Raw genomic sequence first — 20574 nt, forward strand, 5'->3', positions numbered from 1 at the left:
CTACCCTCTCTGTCATTCTGAACAATCTTTTGTTAGTCTTTCGGCAATCCGTAACACCGCACTCCGAGATCTCGGATTTAGGTCACATTCCTCTTTAGAAGGAAATATCGGCTTACCTATTGTTTTTAGTACTGGTTCGATAATCTCTATCTGCACTGGCGAATCCGGAAATAAATCTCGAATTCGCGATTGGTCGCGGATAAACACCTTGGCTATCCGATCTTCTAATGAGTGAAAGCTGATTACAGCTAATCTTCCGCCGGGAGCCAGCACTTCCAAAGACGCTTCTAAAACGTTCTTAAGGACATCCAACTCACGGTTGACGGCAATCCGAATCGCTTGAAAAGTACGCGTTGCGGGATGCTTATTTTTCTCTTTTTTAGGCGAGGCTTTATCGACAATCTCAGCTAAGTCTTTGGTGGAATGCAATTGATTAGCAGCAATCGCCTCTTTAATCACACGCGCAATGCGCCCAGAAAAACGCTCTTCACCGTAATTTTTTAAAACCTTCTTTAAGGTTTCTTCATCAACCTTTTGCAACCACTCTTTGGCACTCAAACCCGCCTCAGTATTCATGCGCATATCCAACGGACCTTCGCGCATAAAACTAAAGCCACGCTCCGCATCATCCAATTGCGGTGACGAAACACCCAAATCCATCAAGACGCCATCAACCTTACCCAGTAATCCTCGGTCGCGACAAAAGTCCGCTAACTGTTCAAAACTGCCATAGATAATTTCGAAACGGGAATCTGCAAAATGCTCTTGGGCGTAAGCAATCGCTTGAGGGTCTTGGTCAATAGCATACAAACGACCATTTTCACCAAGGGCATCCAAAATCTTGCGCGAATGGCCGCCGCGCCCGAAGGTGCAGTCAAAGTAGACGCCATCTTCTTTTATTTTTAGTCCATCTATCGACTCTTTTAAAAGAACACTAAAATGCTGATTAAATTCTTGATTCATTGCTATTCACTTTGTCAGCATTTTTAAAAACTAAAATCTGGCAATAATTCGCCCAATTGTTGTAACTCTTCGGCATTGAGGCTCTCTTCGCCATCTTGATCCCAAATTGCCTTATCCCACAATTCAAAACGCTTGCCTTGCCCAACTAAAATAACTTCTTTGCTAAAACCCATCCGCTCAATATGTTGCGGCCCTACATTAATGCGTCCCTGGATATCAAGTATCTGCTCATTAACGCGGCCAATCATCAAACGTTGCATTTTACGAATGGTTGGATTGGTGTTTGGCAAACTCATCAATTTGGCTTCAAATTGCAGCCACTGTTTTTGGGGGTAGATATTTAGGCACTCATTCGCGGTATCAAATGAGACGTATAAGGTCGATTCATGTTCATCCTGCAAATAGTCACGATACTTTTTGGGAATCGCAATACGCCCCTTTGCATCGATATTCAATTTGTGGTCGCCCCTAAATTCCACCTAATTCCCCACAAAGTTCCACTTTACCCCACTTGTTGGATGTAATGATATTCACCTACGCCACTAGAGTCAACTGCGTAACTCTCATAAAACCCTTAGAAAACCTTTTGATGACAATGACTTAGAAGACATTCCATACTCCCTAAAAGCCAAAAACAACAAAGAAAATATGTTTTTTTCTCTTTTCTTTCAATCAATTAGGGACATTTCCAACAAACAACCTTAAACAAGGTTAATAAATAAGCAATAATTAACCTGCAAAAACAAAGGCTATCTCAAAAACGAAAAACTCCATACATATGGGGTAAATTTTCAATGCAAAAACAACATATTGTGTCTATAAAAAAATTTTCAAAAAAACACTCTTTTTTTTTAACCTTTTTTTCACCACTTTGCCACTCGATTACTGATACATTTTTCAAAAAAACAGCCAACTTATTACCAGCAGTCGATATAAGTAAAGAAATCACCCTCTATACGACTATATACCCATTCTTTTTAGGCACAAATGTGCCACAAAACGCCCTACCCAGAACAGCACAATGAGCACGAGCAATCAATCGACAAATCACTTAAGTTATTACGGAGAAAAGATAGAGGATTTCTGAGCCGTCTATTCGAACGAATCATTTGATAAGAATCGGTTCAAGAGTTGAGATAAAACCATACCCTAAAGGCGTAAAAAAACGCCGAGAGGTTTCTAAGAAAGCAATGCCATGAAAATGGCTTAGTGGAAATATAAACTAGAAGGATTTCCCCACAGGCACACGGTTTGTATGCCATGCAAGAAAATTGAATGAGATGAGTGAGTCTATAAGCCGGGTTCTGTACTCTTACGAGCGACAACCATTCATCTAGGATGGGTATTACTACACACCTCAAGCGACCTACCCGAAAACCCCTGCGAGCAACAAGGCGGAGGTCGAGCCTCACTTGTTTTCCTATTTGGTCTTGCACCGAATGGGGTTTACCGTGCCACAAACTGTTACCAGCTGCGCGGTGCGCTCTTACCGCACCCTTTCACCCTTACCTGTGCGCTTGCGCGCCATCGGCGGTCTACTCTCTGCTGCACTTTCCGTCGGCTTCCACCGCCCAGCCGTTAACTGGCATTCTGCTCTATGGTGCCCGGACTTTCCTCGAGAATAAATTCGCGCGGTTGTCCAACCCACTCAAAGGCGCATCTTACCGGATTTGACTAAATCCGCAAGCCTTGAATTATGGCAGCTGCGCTTTCAAAGATTTTGCCAATTGATTGCGAAACCGATAAGGCACTTTTTGATTACTCATAAAGACAAAAGGCAGCCATTGCTGTTGATGCTTGAAGTAACCGGCTAAGGTACTCACCCCCAAGAGAGAACCGGATTTTGCAAACACGCCCTCCTCAACTTCTGGCAGTAACTCACGCCAAGGTGCAAAGGCCTGCAATACTTGATACAACTGCCGGGCATTGATGCGATTGTCTCGCGACAGCCCGGCTGCATCAAAAAACCGCACTTCGTCCTCTTGCCAGGCAAACTGCTGTGCTAATTTTTGCTGATACAACTTCTGCACACTCTGTGCAGAGGCTGGAGCGCCATAAATTTCAGCCGCCAAATTCAACGCTATCTGGTTGGCAATAAAATTGGTCGAATACTTCAGCATTGGTCGAATCATTTCGGCCAAATTGCGACGATTAAAATGGCGATAACGAAATCGCATTGACTGCGGATTTGCGCTCGATAATGGCTGCTCACCTATTTGCGCAGCAATGCCATTTTGCTGCAACAAAGTTTGCAACAACTCCAAAGCATACTGCTGATTAAGCCGATAATTCTGTCCGGTGTTAATTCTTTCTTCTTGCGCTATTTTCAAACTCAGGCCCGCGTTTTCAACAATCGTCTGGGCACTGCGTGTCCAAGGCGTTTGCGGCTCTGCGGACTCCCAACCGGTCAGCGTTTTGCGCACATTAATACTGTTAAAGTTAGCGACTAAAGCACCGTTAATCGCATCATAGGGATTAAGGCTTCGCTCTGCCCCTGGCATATTCAGGGGCTCGTCAAACCATTGATTGGCTAGATGAATACTTTGAATTTGCGTAATTCCTTGTGCCTTAAGTTGCGCGGCGAGATATTCGGCAATAATCGCCCACTCTTCAGAAACCAAAAACGGGTCGCCAAAAGCGCCTATCTCCAAGCGAGCGCAATTGATCGCTTGCACCTCTGTGCAAGAATACACCGTAAAATCGGTGTGAAAATGATGCTCCGCTCCCCAATGCTGCAATGCCAGCAAAGCCGTAATTAACTTGGTGGTCGATGCGGGGACTAACGCTTGCTCAATATTATCGGCATATAATAAGTGGCCTTGTTCATTCGCAATCAGTAAAGCCGCCGGATGCAATGTCTGATAAAGCGCAAAACTTTTACCAGAAAATTCGAGTGGTTGGCTCACTGAAGAGCCTGCCATTATCGAAAAGGCGTAGCCTGAAAAAATCAGTATCAATAAACTTTTAACCACTTAAGATGACTCACTCTGTTCAAATTTTTTAGAGTCTTACCCAATATTCTTTTAAGATAAGCGCTCGATTTTCCGCTCTTTTGGTAGATATTATAATGAAGACAGACGCCAAACACGCTTTTCGCTGGTATCAACAACCATTAAACAAAACCCTATTTTACGGCTTTGGCTGGGCAATGATTGCCGCACTATTCATTCCACCCAGCTTAATTCCAACTTGGCAATATGGTTATCTATTCGGCTCCGTACCCAGTATGCTGATTTGGGACTTGTTTGCGGTTCGCAACAGCACCAGTATTCTGCTGGGCGCGTTATTTAATCTATTGATTTTACTCAGTCCATATCTGTTATATCGAAAAACCGGTGAACAACTCTGGTGGTTTTACCTAAGTATTTCCATGTACGCGCTCGCCAATGCTGGACTGGGCATCACGATGATTATTAGTATGCGTAATTTAACCAATTAGGCGGCGGCATGCAGGTATTTATTGACGATCGTACTTTTTCCCAACAGGCTCAACAACTGGCTATTGATTTAGCCTTACCGCGTTTAAGTGACGGCGGTTTTCAAGTGCAGGAAGACGCGTTACTAAGTTGGTCAGCGCCCAAAAAATCCACACACTTACACCTGGCTTTACTGCCACCGGATTCAGGCCCTTTGAGCATTGATTTTTTTGGCGGCAAAAAAGCCCATCGTCGTCAATTTGGTGGCGGAAAAGGCCAACCTTTAGTGCGCGCAATGGGCCATCTCACAGACAGAATGCCAACCATTTTTGATGCCACAGCGGGTATGGGCGGCGATGCTTTTGTGTTAGCCTCTCTAGGCTTTACCGTATGGATGAATGAGCGCAATCCAGTTGTCGCAGCCTTACTGCAAGACGCTTTGCAACGCGCCAAAGTCAGTCAAGAGCGTAGCGAAATCGATGTTCAAAGTGCACAAATTATTAGCCGCTTGAGCTTCAGCCAAGGTGATAGCGTGCAAATCATCCGCGAACTGGCTGCACAAGGCACTCATTTTGATACCATCTATCTCGACCCAATGTATCCGCATAAAAAGAAAAGCGCAGCAACCAAAAAAGAGATGGCCACGCTACAGAAACTGCTAGGCGCAGATATCGACAGTGCGCTGCTGCTGGAAAATGCATTGCAGCACGCAAAATATCGCGTCGTGGTTAAGCGTCCAAAGGGCGCGGAGCCAATTGCCTATGCAATAAAACCAAGTTCCGCAATTGAAAGCCCAAATACCCGTTATGATGTTTATTCGATTAAAGCGTTAACGACCGGATAAACAGCCTATGAAAGACTGCGCAACACAAGAAAACATCAACGTTTTCGCCGTAGACGATTCGGAGGTTATTTGCTCTCTATTGAAAATAACGCTTGAAAAAAGCGGCCTGCACCTTACCCTCAGCCGCAATTTAGGTGATGCCAAACAGATTGTGCAATCGACCCAATTTGACCTTATTATTGTTGATTACATGCTCAGTATCGAGGATAACGGATTGCAACTGGTTGAGTTCCTTAAAGAAACCATCAATGCCGCAACCCCGGTCTTGATGCTCAGCGCAGAAATTGACGAACCCATTAAGCAAAGAGCAAAGCAACTTGGCGTGAAAGCATGGATGAAAAAGCCTTTTTCACCAGACTCCATTACCGAACTTAGTCAACGCCTTTTAGCCAATCAAAACATTAAGAGGCCCACTAAGCCTAACTAAAAAGACGTTTTCTGATTATTCGAACGCCGCGTCCTTAAGCTCCAACACGCGTTGATAAACCTGTTTTTTCTTGACCGATAAAGCCAGAGAAATCACTTCAGAAATCTGTTTAACTGGCAGGTTCTGCTGCAACATCGCGTTAATCCACGGATCAAATTCGCTGCTAGCCCTCTCCTCTTGCTGAAGTTGCGCGCCCTGCAACATCAACACAAATTCGCCACGTACCTTACCCGAGTTTGCCTGAAAAAATTCATTCACTTCTTGTAGCGAGCCTGATACAAACTGCTCATACTGCTTGGTCAACTCCCGCGCAACCGCTAATTCACGCTCAGCTCCAAAAACCTCAAGCAGATCACTCAATGTATCCAGTACACGATGCGGTGACTCATAAAACACTAAGGTTGCCGTTGTCTCCAATAGCGCCTGGAGTTCCAACTTACGCTTATTTGAACGCGCCGGTAAAAACCCCATATACCGAAAACTATCCGTTGGCAAACCTGCCGCACTCAATGCAGTGATCACCGCGCTCGGCCCTGGAATCGGCACCACAGCCACCCCAGCTTGGCGCAGTTTTTTAACCAGCACAAATCCCGGATCATTAATCAAAGGGGTACCAGCATCCGACACCAGTGCGCCGTTCTCACCGGCTAACAACTTGACGAGCAGCTGTTCACTGCGCTCCGCTTCGTTATGCTCATGCAGACTAAATAAGGTCTGCTGAATAGCAAAATGTTGCAACAGGGGTTTGGTATGGCGGGTATCTTCAGCAGCGATCCAATCGACACTCGCCAAAGTCTCTAAGGCACGCTGAGAAATATCCGCCAAATTACCAATTGGGGTTGCCACTACATATAAGATACCGCTGCCGGGTTGACGTTGATCTGAATTGATTAGCAAATGGATTCCTTCAAATTAAGCGATGCGGCAATTCGTCAACATTCTGCTTTCAAAATGCGTCGTGCCGATGAGAGTCGGTTGAATCTTCAACAGACCCTAGGTAAATCTTTTATAATTCGACTATTCTAACTTAAATTATTTTGCTGCCATGTCCAATCCTGCCAATTCGTCACACCCCAACGCCTTAACGCTTGCGCTGACCGCTTGTCTCGGGCTAAGTCTTACACTAAGTGGTTGTAGCACCCCTGCGCCTGCGCCAGTCGAAAAAAAACCGCCCGTGGTTGTGCCAGAAGAGCCTAAAGTGGTGGTCACGCCAATAAAACCAATGCCAATTATGACCGCTATTGACCCCGAAGAAGAACGCCAAAAGGCGCTCGCAGCACAAGACTGGCAAACGTATTTACAGTTTAGCGATGATCTCTGGCAAGACGCACCGGAAGCACGAAAAATCCAACTAGAAACCGAAATTTGGCAAACCCTGCTTCCGCTGGACGATACAACTTTAGCGCTTTTGGAGAACAGTCGCGATATGCGCGTAGACGCCTGGGCCCACTTAGTACGCGTCTTTCGCCAACAGGGCTTAGCCTTTAAACAAGGCCTGCAAAACTTAAACGAATTTGAACAAGATGCGATTTACCAAGCGCATCTTCTGCCTCAGCTATTAGCGCAGCTGCCAAGCGAAAAACGCATTTCTCAAATCGCCGTATTTTTACCGCTTAACTCAAAATTCAAACCGGTCGCGGAACAGGTACAAAGAGGAATTTTAAAAGCCTTTTACCAAAACAGTAACCTGCAGAACCAATTGCAAATCCGATTTTACGACAGCAGTGACGAATCACAAGTAAGCAGCCTGTATTTCCAAGCCAAGCAAGATGGTGCTGACGTCGTGATTGGGCCACTGCGCAAAAGCGCTATCGAGCAGTTGCAAGGCTTTGATGACCCTTACATTATCGCCCTAAACGAAATTGGTAAAGCGACGCCTTTCCCGCAATTCAGTTTAAAAAGCAGCGATAAAATCGGTCAAATGACGGATGGCTTTGTGCAACAACAGTATCAAAACATTGGTATCATCAATAGCGACAGTCCAGAACAGAGTCTACAAGCCTCCTTACTCATTAATGCTTGGAGCAATCCTCCATTTCACACACAAACGCAAGTCACTTATTCCAATGAAAAACCGCGTCTGCGAGAAGCTTTTGATCAGCTCCTTAATGCCGAACAGAGCACCGAACGGAAAAATGTTCTAAGCCGCAGCATTGGCGAAAAACTGGATTTTTATCCACGCGTCCGTCAGGATCTTGATGCTGTAGTGGTGTTTGACTCGGCGCAGCGTCTTGCGGTTATTAATCCACAAAAAGCATTGTATCTACTCGACATCCCCATCTATGGCGCAACATCAATGAGCCGTCAAGATTTAGCAACTTTGCAAAACAATCGCGATTTAAAGCAGACGATTGTGTTAACCCAACCCTTAGTTCTCAATCCGCAGACATTAAACAGCGCGTTTGAAGCCTTTGGCTGGGATGCACTCATGCTGGCGACAAATCTCGGCGCGCTGCAACAAGGCGGTTGTTTAAGCAACACCAAAACAGGGCAACTCAGCTTAATCGATAATAAAGTGGTACAAGCATTAGTCTGGGCTAAATTTGATGATCAAGGGCAACTGCAAGCCTATCAATTGCCACAGGCGACTGAGAAATTCGCAACCAGTAGCGAAACCGAATCCAACATGAGCGATGCTGAGCAAGATTTGCAACTCCTTCTACGCCAAGAGATGTTGCAAAACAGTCAACAGCAAAGCATCACGCCCTAACAAGGACAGCATCATGGGAAAATCACTTGGGCTCTTAGAGCAAATCAAGGCCAAGCTTTCCCAACCGAAAACCCGCCAACAAGCTGGCCGTGTTTTAAGCAAATGGCTCGGCCAACAAAAAGAAAAGCAAGCACTGGACTATTTGCAAAAAAACGGCGTCATCTCAATCGCACAAAACTTCCGTTGCGATCAGTACCAGAAAGGCGAAATTGATTTAATTGGTTTGGATACCAGCAAACAAATATTGATTTTTTTTGAAGTCAAATACCGTAAAAATAGCCTCTACGGCCACCCTACCGAAACCCTTAGCGCCGCACAACAGCAACGCATTCGCCGCTGTGCACAGGTATTTTTACAAAAACAGCCTCAATACCAAAATCATGACTGCCGCTTTGATGTCATTAGTTTTATCGGCGACAAACCCCCAGAGTGGATTAAAAATGCCTTTTAAATCCTTTAATTGGAGCGCTTAGCTTCTGCCTGCAAAATTATCGGTAACGTTTTTAACACCGAATCGGGGTTTAGACTGATGGTATCAATCCCTAATGCAACTAAAAACTCCGCAAAGTCAGGAAAATCTGACGGCGCTTGGCCACAAATCGAAATATGCTTACCATTGCGTTTTGCACCTTCGATCGCCCACTGCACCATTTTCATGACCCCAGGATCACGTTCATCGAAATCGTAAGCGACTTTTTCTGAATCACGGTCAACGCCCAAAACCAATTGCGTTAAATCATTGGTACCAATCGAAAAACCATCAAAAAATGCTGAAAATTCATCCATTAACAGCACATTATTCGGAATTTCACACATCATATAAACCTGCAAACCCTGCTGACCACGCACCAAACCATTAGCGGCCAAATTATCCAACACTGCACGCGCTTCTTCCACCCGACGACAGAAAGGCACCATCACAATAACATTATCCAACCCCATCTGTTCGCGTACCAATTTTATCGCCTGACACTCCAGCGCAAACGCTGGTGCAAAACGCTCATCGTTATAACGCGAAGCACCACGAAATCCGAGCATAGGGTTTTCTTCATGCGCTTCAAACGCCTTACCTCCAATCAGGTTTGCATACTCATTACTTTTAAAATCCGAAAGACGCAGCACGACTGGTTTGGGGTAAAAACCGGCAGCCAAAGTACCAATGCCTTCACTGAGTTTTTGCACGAAGAAATCCGCACCACAAGCAAAACCTTGGGTAAGCTTGGCGATTCTCTGCTGTGCCTTTTCAGAAACCTTATCCGGTTGTAACAAGGCCAGAGGATGCGCTTGAATGGTATTGTTGATAATAAACTCCATGCGTGCCAAACCGACCCCATCGTTAGGCAACGTATTCAACGAAAACGCCACTTCAGGATTACCAACATTCATCATCACTTCCGTGGTTGGTTTTTGCAAACTGCTCAAATCGGTTTCAATGATTTTAAAAGACTGCTGTCGATCATAAACGCGCCCCAAATCGCCCTGCGCACAAGAGACCGTTACCATCTGTCCAGTTTGAATCCGCTCTGTTCCACTCGCCGTACCGACCACTGCCGGAATCCCCAGTTCACGGGCGATAATCGCAGCATGACAAGTCCGCCCACCGCGATTCGTTACTAAGGCGGAAGCGATTTTCATCACCGGCTCCCAGTCAGGGGTTGTAATGTCGGAGACCAACACTTCGCCAGCTTGAAATTCATGCAAATTTGCCACCGATTCAATCACCCTTGCAGGCCCACAGGCAATCTTACTGCCAACCGATCGTCCGGTGACCAGCGGTACTAAAGCGTCAACTTCCGGTGCAACTTGATACTGTTTTAACATCTGTTGTTGAGTTTGCGAGGCCACCGTTTCCGGACGCGCCTGAACGATAAACAATTCTCCCGTTTTACCGTCTTTTGCCCACTCAATATCCATCGGCCGCGCTTTACCGGCTTTTGCACTATAGTGCGCTTCAATCCGGCTGGCGTAACCGGCTAGTAACAACGCTTCCTTATCCGAAATACAGTAAGCTTCACGCTCAAGATGACTGGTCGGCACATTACGCACCGGCGTACGATGATTCGAGTCTGATGCGTATACCATCTTGATTTTTTTAGCGCCTTTATGCCGTCTTAGCACCCGACGAAAGCCTTTCGCATAGGTCGGTTTATGGACATAAAACTCATCCGGATCGACCACGCCTTGCACCACATTCTCGCCCAAACCATAAGCGCCAGTAATCAATACCACATCTTGAAAACCGGTTTCTGTGTCGATGGTAAACATCACACCCGACGAGGCCATATCGGAACGGACCATCAGCTGTACGCCTATCGACAGGGCCACCTCAAAATGGTCAAAGCCTTGATCAATCCGGTAGTGAATTGCTCGGTCGGTAAATAGGCTGGCAAAACAGCGTTTGCAGGCATCAATGTAGGAAGGAATGCCGCTGATATTCAAATACGTGTCTTGCTGGCCAGCAAAGCTCGCGGTGGGCAAATCTTCCGCCGTGGCCGAACTGCGTACCGCAAATGAAATATCCTCGCCATATTGCTGGGTCAGACTGTTATAGGCGGCGACCATCTCATTAAACAATTCGTCAGGAATCTGCGCGCCGTAAATCGCTTCGCGCACTTGCGCACCGCGGCTTTGCAAATCAAGCGAATCATGCGGGTTCAAAGTATCTAATAATGAGTGTAATCTTGACCAGAGGTGATTATGCTCAAGCAACAAGCGATAGGCCTCGGCAGTAATCGCAAAGCCATTCGGGACGGGGATACCCTGCGGCACCAACTCTTGGTACATTTCACCCAAAGAGGCGTTTTTGCCGCCAACCAGCGGTACGTCTTCAATGCGCAACTCGTTAAAAAAACGAATATAGTTAAATGTCTGGGTTGAAGTCTGATTCACAAGCGTCCCCTTAACTTGAATTGAGCTTAGAGGATACGCCTTTTTACAAACATCAGCAAAACTTCAAACCAGCAATATTTAACTATCGCAAAGCCACTTAAGAGAAATCAAAAATTGCTGCCTTGGATCTGCTCTTACGACTGAATTGCAGAGCCGAAACCACCGGTAAAATCACTGCGGTTTTTCTGCCACCAATCGCACCATTCTGCCCATGGGCTCCTGTGAAAGCACGACAAACCCGGCACTTTGCAGTAGATAGATTAAATCTTCGGTATGGTAGCGATTATGCTCTAAAAAATGCTCAAAAACCGTAGCAACTTCATCATTTTGCATAGTTTCTTGCCATAGCTTGTTGGCCGGAAACTTATGATCCAGATAACTTTGCAAGGGCTGACGCACCAAATCAATAATGCACCAACGACCTCCTGGCTTAAGCCATTGATACACAGCTTTGATTAAACACACCGGCTGCGGTAATTCATGCAATAACATATTCGCCATCACGGCAGCCACTTGACCATTTACCCCCCAATCTTGTGGCGCAAGTAAATCTCCACGAAGTAAATGTGCGTTTTTCGGCAAATCCAAAGCCGCGACCAACATATATTCTGCCGCCTCAATACCCAACACACGATTCTCCGGATAGCGCAACGCCAAGTCGTTGACAAACTGGCCAATGCCCGCACCCAAATCCATCAGCACATCACCGCGCACAATCGGCTCGGCAAGCTGTTGATTCCAAAACGCCCAAAAATCCACGTCGTGACGACGCTCATAGCTTTGGGTAATCATCTGCCGAGCAAAATCACCATCACCGCCATGATGACGTAAAATTTGTTGTTGTGTTTTTTCCATCATTTTCTCCAAATTAAGCGCTTTTTATTGGGCGTGATTCGCCACCTCTGTCCAAACATCAATGGCCGCTAAATACAAAACCAATTTTTGCGGACGGTTTTCTTGCGCACGAAAAAGTTCCGCATAGCGATGCAGTTGCGGGGCGTAATACTGTTGCTGCATCTCGATAAATTCCGCGCGCTGAGCAGCACTGTCGCACACCTCACAAGCACTGGTTTTATAATCAATAATCCAGCGCACTCCATCATCGTCAATTAAGGTGTAATCGATAATGTGCTGCTCAATTTCTCCCTGTGCATTGAGCGACTGGAGTGCATACTCGCTGAGCGCGTGCTGCCGGCTTTGCGACAAGGCCCAACGCATTTGAGGGTTTTCATAGGCATTTTTTAAACAACTGGCGACTTTCTGCCAAGCACGTTGGGTCTGCGCAGCATCCAAGCCTTGCTGCTGCAGCCAACGCAGATAAAAATCAGTCTGCTTTTGCAAGGCCATATCAGCAACATGTTCAATACCAGTACGCGCCCACTGTTCTAAGACTTTATGAACCAGATTACCGGCCGCTTTACTGACGAGATTCTCCGCCTGCCAATACTCTGGTTGCGGCGTTTCTGGCACGACGCCCTGTGTTACAACCGAAGCGATGCTGGGCGCGTCATCCGGCTTGTTCTTATTTTTGAGTAATTGAGGTCTGTCGAGATGCGCCAGGTAAGCAAACAAACCCTTTCGCTGTAATGGCAAACGAGCGACCGCAATCGACGGGGCTTGCATCGCAACAGGTTTATCGTCCAATGACGCGCTGTTGAGTTGTTGTTCAATCGCTGCCACAACCGACGTCTGAACCGCCGGCCAAAGCGCTTCAAGCATCGAGCTTTTCGTCGGCGCAAAAAGCGTAACATCGGTGTCTTGTTGTATTTTCAACTCGGCAAACAAATGCAACTGCACTTTGGCTCGAGTACACGCCACATACAATAATCGCCCCAACTCATATTGCTGTTTGTGTGATTCAAACTGGGTTAACAAGCGACTTAAATACGACTTTTCTTGCCCTTTTTGATCAATCGGCGCCAGCACTAAATGCTCTTTTTGCTTGGTATCCATAAACTGAAACCAAGACACCAACTCCGGATCTTTATTGCGCGGTTTTTTGTTTAAACCTGGCAAAATCACCGTATCAAACTCCAATCCCTTGGATTTGTGCATCGTCATAATTTCAATTTGCTGACTTGCCTCAGAGGCATCCGCACTGGCATAGAGGGTCTCGACCAACGATTCTAAAAGCGTCATACCCAAAACATCGTGATCAAACTGCGCGAGCACCTCAAAATAGGAGGCAACATTCTGTAAAGCGACCGAGTTTTCAACACTCAAAGCACCATCCAACATCAACCAGCACTCTTTGATTAACTTGCTAAACGGATGTACACCCAGCTGGGCAATGGCATTCTGCAAAATGGGCCAAGTTTGCATAATACGAGCCTGCCCTTCCGCACTCAGACGGCTAAAATCAATCAAGCCATTCGGTTGCAAAGCCTGCTCAAGGCAAAACACCACCGTTTTATAAGGCTTATCAGCAATCAAGGCGTGCAAATCATGCAAATTCAAACCTACTAAAGGAGAACGCAATAACGCAATCCATGCGGCACGATCACCCAAATGCAAAAACGCTCTGCTCAACGCCAGACAATCCTGCACTTCTTGGCGATCTTTCAAGGCCTCCAACTCGACCGCACGAAAAGCAATTGCCGATTTTTTCAACTGTTGCGCAATCACCATTAGATGCGAACGGGAACGTCCTAATATCGCAATTTTCCGGCTATAAAGAGCTTCATTTCTTGCCTCTTCTTGCTGACGCAACTCGCTTAAACGCTGCACGATAAACTCAACAATACGTTCGCTTTGTTGGCCGTCGCCAGCACACTCCCAATGGTGGAATACAGCTGGCTCCAGATCATCTCGTTGGGTCAAGGCTTTACTGAATTTGACCGCTCCTTTAGCCATGTCGTCGTTTTTGGGCAAGACTTTTTGAAAGGTGTGATTAACCCAATCAACCACTTGTTTTTGTGAACGAAAATTGACGGTTAAATTCAACGGTTGCAGCGCCACATTTCCCAAACGTCCTTGCCACGCCTTGAGAAAATTCGCAACCTCGGCTTCACGAAAACGATAGATAGATTGCATTGGGTCGCCCACTATAAACAGGGTGCGCGCATCGTCCTCCTGCCAACCGGCAACCAATTTCTCGACTAACTCAAACTGTTTGCTACTGGTATCTTGAAACTCATCAATCAGCAAATGTTGAATCTGATAATCCAGTTGCAACGCCAAATCGGTTGGCTCATCTTTATGCCCCAATGCCTGAGAAGCGGACTGCGCGATTTCGATAAAATCTGCCTCAGCACGGCTTTGAAAAACCAGCTTTAAATACCCTGCGCAGATTTTTAACAACTGCATTAAACTTTGCAATATCTGCCACTGCTGATCAGTGTAATGCGGGTCAGGCAAGTCTTTTAACGCCGCCAATGCACTCACCAAAGTCCCCTGCAAATCATCGGCATCACTAATGCCTTGCAAGACTTGCACCATCTGCTCTTTGCGCTCCTTAGCTAACCCTTTACCCGTCGGAAACCCTTCATTTTTGGTAAGCCGGGCTCGCACTTTTTTGCTGTCTTTGGTCAAAACCCACGCCGCCAGCACCCGCCAGGACTCAGTATCATTTTCAGCAAACGGCCATGCGCTGGCAATATTCACTAAATCCGGTTGGTCATTATGCTGTGCATAATCAGCAATATCGCAAACTTCTGCTAATAAGGCTTCGACTTTACTTAGCGATTGCCGATGCTGGCGCAATTCACTGAGCACAATTTCCTTCAATGCATTTTGCAGCTCTTCTCGAGCGCCCGAATCGACATATTGCAGATGGTCCATCCACTGATCACGTTTCGCAAGCATCGCACACAATAAATTTTCTGCACGCGTGTAACGCCCATTAACCAGCATCAATAAGGGCTCTACTAAAGGAACAAAATCCTCTTCTTGCAATACTTGGCGCACCGCTTCTTGATAGACTTGCTGCGGCTTGTCGCTTAACTTCAATTGCGTTCCCATTTTGGACAGCACCGGCATCTGGCCAACCAAAAAACTATTAAAACCATCAATGGTTTTAATCCGCAGGCGATTCGGGTTATTTAATAACTGCCACCCCAAATTTTGATCTTGCTGCAAAGCTTTTCGTGCCAACTTCCAGGTGTTTCGCTCCACCAAACCGGCGTCTTCTGCTAGAGAATGGGCACCCAGTTGCAGTGCTTTCATAATCCGTTCGCGCATTTCTGCCGCCGCCTTTTTGGTAAAAGTCATGGCGACAATTTGTTCCGGCGCTTTCACCTGCGACAAGAGCCCCAAATAGCGCTGCGTCAACAGCGAGGTTTTTCCAGAGCCCGCGGGTGCTTGAACAATAAACGAATGAAAAGGGTCAATCGCCTGTAAACGAGCTTGCGCATCATCGAGCTGACCATCTAACTCTAAAGCAAAGATCTGTTGAACATCTGGATAAGTAGGATTCATATTATTCATTCTGCATCCTCCTCAGTGTGCGCTTGTTGCTGCAATACCTCGGGAACTCGCAGCGCTAAATAGGCACTGGCATATTGAATATCGTCCAATTTCGCAAACTGCATTCGTGCATCCCCTTGCTGAATCTGCCGCGCTAAATCGACAACTTCTGCTTTTAATCCGTCCAATAAATCTTGCCATTGCACCTGAAAAAACTCACTCTTTTCGTTTTCCGACAACTTGCTAAAAACCTTCACGCCATTTTTTGGCAAAACCGCTTCTGTATCCACTAAGGCACTAAAACTCACGCCATCATCCGAATGTAAAAGACCATAGCCGATGCCGCAGATTTGCTCGCTCAACGGCATAACAATCCGATCCTTAGAGGTTTGGGAAATTTGCGCCAAGGCGTGCAGATAAACCGCCAATTGAGGGGCTTGCAAAGGTGTTTTTAATAAGTCGTTAATGCTCGCTTTACCGCTTTTATAATCAATAATTAAGGCCTTGCCTTCGACTTGATCGATACGATCTACAATGACCTTAAAGGTAATGCCCGCCAAGGTAATATAAACCTCCTGTTCGGTCGCCACATTGATAAAACTGGCTCGCTCTTTTTCCAGTTTCAACCAATCCCAGCAGAGCTGCTTAATTCGATTTTGCTCTAGGCGCAATAGACTTTCGCTCAGGGTGTTACGCGCCTCTGAAAACACGCTCTGCAAATGCCCGTCAAGCAATTCGTTCAGTGCATCGTCATTCAAGGCCAAAAGCGCCGTTTGGGTTTTTAATTCTTCCCAAACCAACTGCAAAACTCGGTGTAGCATGGAACCTTGATTTGTTGACTGTAAGGTTTCTTCAACCTGCTGCAAACCGTATTTTGCCCCAAGCCGATAATCCAAAAACGCCATCAATGGACATTGACTCTGTGCCTGAAGAATACCGCTGCCGCCGGGTGCATTATCGCCTTCCGGCACTTGCGGACCACAGGCGTCTAAAGACCATTCGATGTGTGGATTCTCAGGCCATAATGACAACGTCGGTGGCGCGACGCTTGGCGCCGTAAAGAGCTGTTGTGCTATAGAGTTAAAGGACAATTTTTGCCAAGGCGTTGTTTCAAAGCCCGTCAAAAGCGGGGATGCTAACAGTTCAGCATCACCAGAAAAACGCGGATAACTTAAAACCAATTGCGCCGCCGTATTTTTCAAACGCTGGTTAATCTGCTGAGCGTACAACAGTTCGCGATGCCCATCTGCGCGTGGCATTTTATGCTCACGTTGCAAATGCATTGGTATAAACGGGTTGGGATTGGCTGCGCGCGGCCAGGCTTGGTCACTCAACCCCAGCACCCAAAGTGCATCAAACGCCTGACCACCAGCTTCCAACATCCCCATAATCTGAATCGGCGGCTCGCCTTTTGTCTGCGGTTGATGAAGTTGCTCAGCAATGTAGCTCTGCAATAAAGGCAACCACTGTGTAATACTCTGCTCACTGCTCAACCCCTGCATTGCGGCAAAACGATTTAACACTTGCCAAAAAGTTTGCTGTTGCTGATATTCTCGACTGCTCAAAGTACGGGTTCCTGGCCATCCAAGACGATTAAGCGTCTCTTGGCACGCTTCGATAAACTGCTGTTGCGAAAGCTTGCCTGAATAAGACTGTTTCGCTTGCAGCTCTAAAGCCTGCAATAACCCTTTTGGCAATATCAGCGGCAATAAACGCTCTTCATCTTCCAGATAATCAACACACTCATTCAGTAAGCGCGGCAAACTAATCTGCGACCACTGCAGGCGACGCAATTGTAAATCTGCCTGCTGACGCTGGGTCAAATCACCTTGCGTATAAGGCGAGATCAGCCACTGACTCCACTCCGAAAAACGGTACGGTTTATGAGGCTGTAAGAACATTTTTAGACTCAACAATGCGTTTTGAACCATAGGTATGGTGTTCAATGGCTGGCCGAGTGACAAGTTATACAACTTATCGTCTTCTTTAAGCAGAGCGAATTTCTGCGCGCCTTGGAGCACCAAATACTCATCCAAAGCACTCTGCAAAGGCTGCTTATAAACTTGCATGTCTGGAGCGATTATGCCGATTTTGCATTGCTTTGTTGTCGCCATCGATTGCAAAACTTGCCAAGCCCAAGCAGCCGCTTGCTGTACTTCATCGACGACATCTTGCGCGGCAAAAAGCTGGGTACTGTGTGGGATTTTCTCTTCGGCGATTTCTTCAATAATCTGCACACCAGCTTTTGCCATCAAAGCCAACCACTGCTGCAAAAACGGTGGGGAATCATCAAAACCATGCAATTCAACGCGCTGTGGTAAAAACGCTTTAAGCGCCGCAGGCTGCTCGTTGATTAATGCCTCTAAAAGTGCCAAAGAGGCTTTTTGCAACAGTACGGCATCAAACCAATGATGCTTAGCCAACTGTTGTTGATAAACGTCACTGACTTCTTTATATAATTGATTTTCAGGATTCAAAAAGACTTCTTGCAACCAATCGTCCGTAAGAAACTCTTGGCTTAGCTGCCAAGCCTGATACAACTGCTTGGCCGTTTGATGCGGATTTAATAACACCGGATCTTCACCATGCTTTTCCCCACGGTTAATCACAACTAACAGCGCCTTTTCAAACCACCATACCGCCTCAAAATCACACAGCAAACGCTGATAATCAAGACGGCCTAAACCGCTAAATGCCACATCATCACGCCACTGCTGCCACCAATGCTGAATTGTCGTGGCTTGTAACATAGGCACCACTTTACGATAGGTTTGCGCTGCGGTTTCAGCTTGTTGCTGAACAGCTTGCTGCCTTAGCGACATTGCCAAACGATTGTTCGCACAAAGATGCAGAGTATTTTGCTGAGAATGAGAAATAGGCATTGTTTTCCTAGACATTTATAAAAATAAGTGCGGTGATTTTAAATCATTTTACTTTTTCGTCTAACCAATAAAAGTAGTCACACTATACAAAACTAACTCAAAAACTACATAATTATAATCACCACAAAATATTTCACGACAACAGTAAAAAAAATTTCCTTGAGCCTTAAAAATCAATTAAAGTAATTAGAAATATCTATTAATTAGGCACAAAAATATGACCTCTTTTTTGTTTTTAACGGTGATTTTTCTGGTTGTATGGTTTGTATCCACAAAACTGATTAACCGATTAACTTACTCCTCTTTTTTTTCAATCTATGGCGGTTTAATTGCCTCGGTAGCGATGGTGGGCTGGTTCACTAATGCAACGATCGATGGCAAAAAACTCTCTGAGCATAATTTTGCACAAGTGCACGCCGATCAAACGAATATTGACCTGTTGGATTTAAATCAACTTGAGGCCACGGGGGCTGGGAATGGCAACGAGAATGAGTGTCAGAGTGACAACATAGAGTGCTTGCTACAAACTGTTCTGGTCAAGCTTTTTTGGACACTTGGTTTTTACAATTTTCATACTCAATCGGCGTCAAATCACCGTTCGCAGTATGAAGCCTTTTTAAGTTGTAGTAACGCATGTAATCTGCTACGTCTTTTTTCATGCTCTCGCGTGTTGGATGATAGGCTTTAAACAGCCAGTCATGTTTTAAGCTGCCAAAAAATCGTTCAACAACGGCATTATCCCAACAGGCTCCGACATCGCCCATAGAGGCTGTCATATTTTGCTTAGCCAGTAGTGTGGCAAACCGTTTGCTAGTGTACTGAGAACCACGATCACTGTGAAAAATCACGCCTTTGGGATGCCCTCGTAGCCAATACGCTTGCTGTAAGGATTGCATGACGAGTTCGACCGTCATTCGTTCACTCACGGCCCAACCGATAATGCGGCGAGAATACAGGTCCATTACGACACTCAAATACAGCCAACCTTCAGGTGTTTTCAAGTAGGTAATATCGCCTGCCCAAACTTGATTCATCGCGCTTGGATTGAACTTCATCTTAACCAAGTTATCCGCCACTCGATGTGTCAGGTTACGCTTAGTCGTTATTTTATAAGCTCGACGCTGTTTGACGACTAATCCCAGTGTTTTCATGAGCCGACGTGCTTTCTCTCGGCTGACGAGAAACCCAGCCTTACGAAGGGCTTTGGCGAGTTCACGAGAGCCCAAACTGTCACGGCTCTCTTTGAAGAGCTGTTTGGCTGTACGATAGAGTTCAAGTTGTTCTGTCTTGATTGCCTTTTTAGGTCGTTTTTTCCATGCGTAATAGCCTGAACGACTGAGTTTCAACACTTGGCTCACAGGCTTAACTGGCAAGCCCTCCTGAATCAATTCATCCATGAATGAAAACGTTATCGGATGTCTTGCGCCAGAAGGGCTGAAGCTTTTTTTAAGATCTCTTTTTCGAGTTTTAAGCGCTTGTTTTCAGCGCGCAACTGTTTCAACTCAGCGCGTTCATCCTGACTCAGTGCTGACCCATTGGCTTGGGCTTCAAACTTCTCTTTCCACTTGTAAATCAAATTCGTTCTGACACCTAAGGATTCAGCCGCCTCTGCCACACTGTAACCTTGATCCGTTACCAACGCGACGGCTTCTTTTTTAAACTCATCGGTGTAAGTTTTATAAGTTCTCTTTTGACTCATGATCACTCCTAGTTCGACAACATCTATTGTCTCTTATAAAAGTGTCCACTGCTATTAGACCAGTTCAAACATTAGATAAACGCCAAGCTGCCTTTATGCGCGATAAAAACCCAAACTGATTACGCTGCTGGCCTCATTAATTTCAAGCCAAAGATCTCGCTTAAAAATCAAAAAGCCAGCATATTGCTGCCTTTTTTCGCGGACAAAACCACACAATTCGTTTGCAGGTTTTTCAGCACGGTTTGGAAATTTTAAATCAGACTTGCTTCAGTCTGACTAAAATCAACTAAAACAATCACAGAATTTATATACCTGAATCTTGTTTTCATATGAATGGGAA

General features: G+C 45.8%; 15 protein-coding genes and 1 other RNA gene. 6 read left to right on the top strand and 10 right to left on the bottom strand.

Annotation, left to right across the window (positions count from 1 at the left end; genetic code table 11):
- Window positions 1-12 precede the first annotated feature (12 nt).
- Together rsmH and mraZ are read right to left on the bottom strand one after the other, a co-directional pair.
- Window positions 13-963, bottom strand: a complete 951-nt coding sequence (rsmH, locus tag HRR27_RS09815) for a 16S rRNA (cytosine(1402)-N(4))-methyltransferase RsmH (protein WP_173273313.1) — start codon at window positions 961-963, stop codon at window positions 13-15.
- 23 nt (window positions 964-986) lie between these two features.
- A complete protein-coding gene (gene mraZ / locus HRR27_RS09820) occupies window positions 987-1442 on the bottom strand; it encodes a division/cell wall cluster transcriptional repressor MraZ (RefSeq protein WP_173273316.1) in 456 nt (151 codons plus the stop codon).
- 315 nt (window positions 1443-1757) lie between these two features.
- Between mraZ and HRR27_RS09825 the strand changes: the two genes are divergently transcribed.
- Complete coding sequence (locus HRR27_RS09825) at window positions 1758-1988, top strand: hypothetical protein (protein WP_173273319.1); 231 nt, start codon at window positions 1758-1760, stop codon at window positions 1986-1988.
- Between the two features lie 252 nt (window positions 1989-2240).
- Here HRR27_RS09825 and rnpB read toward each other — a convergent pair.
- Window positions 2241-2614, bottom strand: an RNA gene (gene rnpB / locus HRR27_RS09830) — RNase P RNA component class A.
- A gap of 43 nt (window positions 2615-2657) precedes the next feature.
- On the bottom strand, window positions 2658-3869 hold the full coding sequence (locus HRR27_RS09835; RefSeq protein ID WP_173273322.1) for a D-alanyl-D-alanine carboxypeptidase: 1212 nt from the start codon (window positions 3867-3869) through the stop codon (window positions 2658-2660).
- A 161-nt stretch (window positions 3870-4030) separates the two neighbouring features.
- Here HRR27_RS09835 and HRR27_RS09840 point away from each other — a divergent pair, with 161 nt between their 5' ends.
- From HRR27_RS09840 to HRR27_RS09850, 3 genes are read left to right on the top strand one after another with little or no spacing between them, the layout of a single operon-like run.
- Window positions 4031-4402 carry a hypothetical protein gene (locus HRR27_RS09840; RefSeq protein ID WP_173273324.1) on the top strand — a complete coding sequence of 124 codons (372 nt, stop codon included), beginning with the start codon at window positions 4031-4033 and terminating at the stop codon, window positions 4400-4402.
- 8 nt (window positions 4403-4410) lie between these two features.
- A complete protein-coding gene (locus tag HRR27_RS09845; RefSeq protein ID WP_173273326.1) occupies window positions 4411-5223 on the top strand; it encodes a class I SAM-dependent methyltransferase in 813 nt (270 codons plus the stop codon).
- Between the two features lie 7 nt (window positions 5224-5230).
- Complete coding sequence (locus tag HRR27_RS09850) at window positions 5231-5650, top strand: response regulator (RefSeq protein ID WP_173273329.1); 420 nt, start codon at window positions 5231-5233, stop codon at window positions 5648-5650.
- Between the two features lie 15 nt (window positions 5651-5665).
- Here the strand turns inward: HRR27_RS09850 and rsmI are convergent, their stop codons facing one another.
- On the bottom strand, window positions 5666-6547 hold the full coding sequence (gene rsmI / locus HRR27_RS09855; RefSeq protein ID WP_243830821.1) for a 16S rRNA (cytidine(1402)-2'-O)-methyltransferase: 882 nt from the start codon (window positions 6545-6547) through the stop codon (window positions 5666-5668).
- 148 nt (window positions 6548-6695) lie between these two features.
- On the opposite strand from rsmI, the gene HRR27_RS09860 reads away from it, so the two are divergent.
- A complete protein-coding gene (locus HRR27_RS09860; RefSeq protein ID WP_173273332.1) occupies window positions 6696-8360 on the top strand; it encodes a penicillin-binding protein activator in 1665 nt (554 codons plus the stop codon).
- A gap of 13 nt (window positions 8361-8373) precedes the next feature.
- A complete protein-coding gene (locus HRR27_RS09865; protein WP_173273334.1) occupies window positions 8374-8811 on the top strand; it encodes a YraN family protein in 438 nt (145 codons plus the stop codon).
- Window positions 8812-8816: 5 nt separating this feature from the next.
- On the opposite strand, the gene ppsA is transcribed toward HRR27_RS09865, so the two are convergent.
- The 5 genes from ppsA to HRR27_RS09890 form a co-directional block, all read right to left on the bottom strand.
- Entirely contained in the window at window positions 8817-11249 is a 2433-nt protein-coding gene (gene ppsA / locus HRR27_RS09870) for a phosphoenolpyruvate synthase (protein ID WP_173273337.1), read from the bottom strand.
- Window positions 11250-11420: 171 nt separating this feature from the next.
- A complete protein-coding gene (locus tag HRR27_RS09875; protein ID WP_243830822.1) occupies window positions 11421-12107 on the bottom strand; it encodes a class I SAM-dependent methyltransferase in 687 nt (228 codons plus the stop codon).
- Between the two features lie 21 nt (window positions 12108-12128).
- Window positions 12129-15674, bottom strand: a complete 3546-nt coding sequence (locus HRR27_RS09880; protein ID WP_173273340.1) for a UvrD-helicase domain-containing protein — start codon at window positions 15672-15674, stop codon at window positions 12129-12131.
- Complete coding sequence (locus HRR27_RS09885; protein ID WP_173273343.1) at window positions 15671-18535, bottom strand: PD-(D/E)XK nuclease family protein; 2865 nt, start codon at window positions 18533-18535, stop codon at window positions 15671-15673. The genes HRR27_RS09880 and HRR27_RS09885 overlap by 4 nt, the downstream gene beginning before the upstream one ends.
- Window positions 18536-19071: 536 nt before the next feature.
- Window positions 19072-20234 (bottom strand): IS3 family transposase gene (locus HRR27_RS09890; RefSeq protein ID WP_173269189.1). Its coding sequence is split into 2 segments (ribosomal slippage): window positions 19072-19958 and window positions 19958-20234, totalling 1164 coding nucleotides; the frame shifts between segments, so codons are not numbered across the junction.
- Window positions 20235-20574: the final 340 nt, after the last annotated feature.

It is taken from the genome of Thiosulfatimonas sediminis (genome assembly GCF_011398355.1).
In the GTDB taxonomy this organism is placed as follows: domain Bacteria; phylum Pseudomonadota; class Gammaproteobacteria; order Thiomicrospirales; family Thiomicrospiraceae; genus Thiomicrorhabdus; species Thiomicrorhabdus sediminis_A.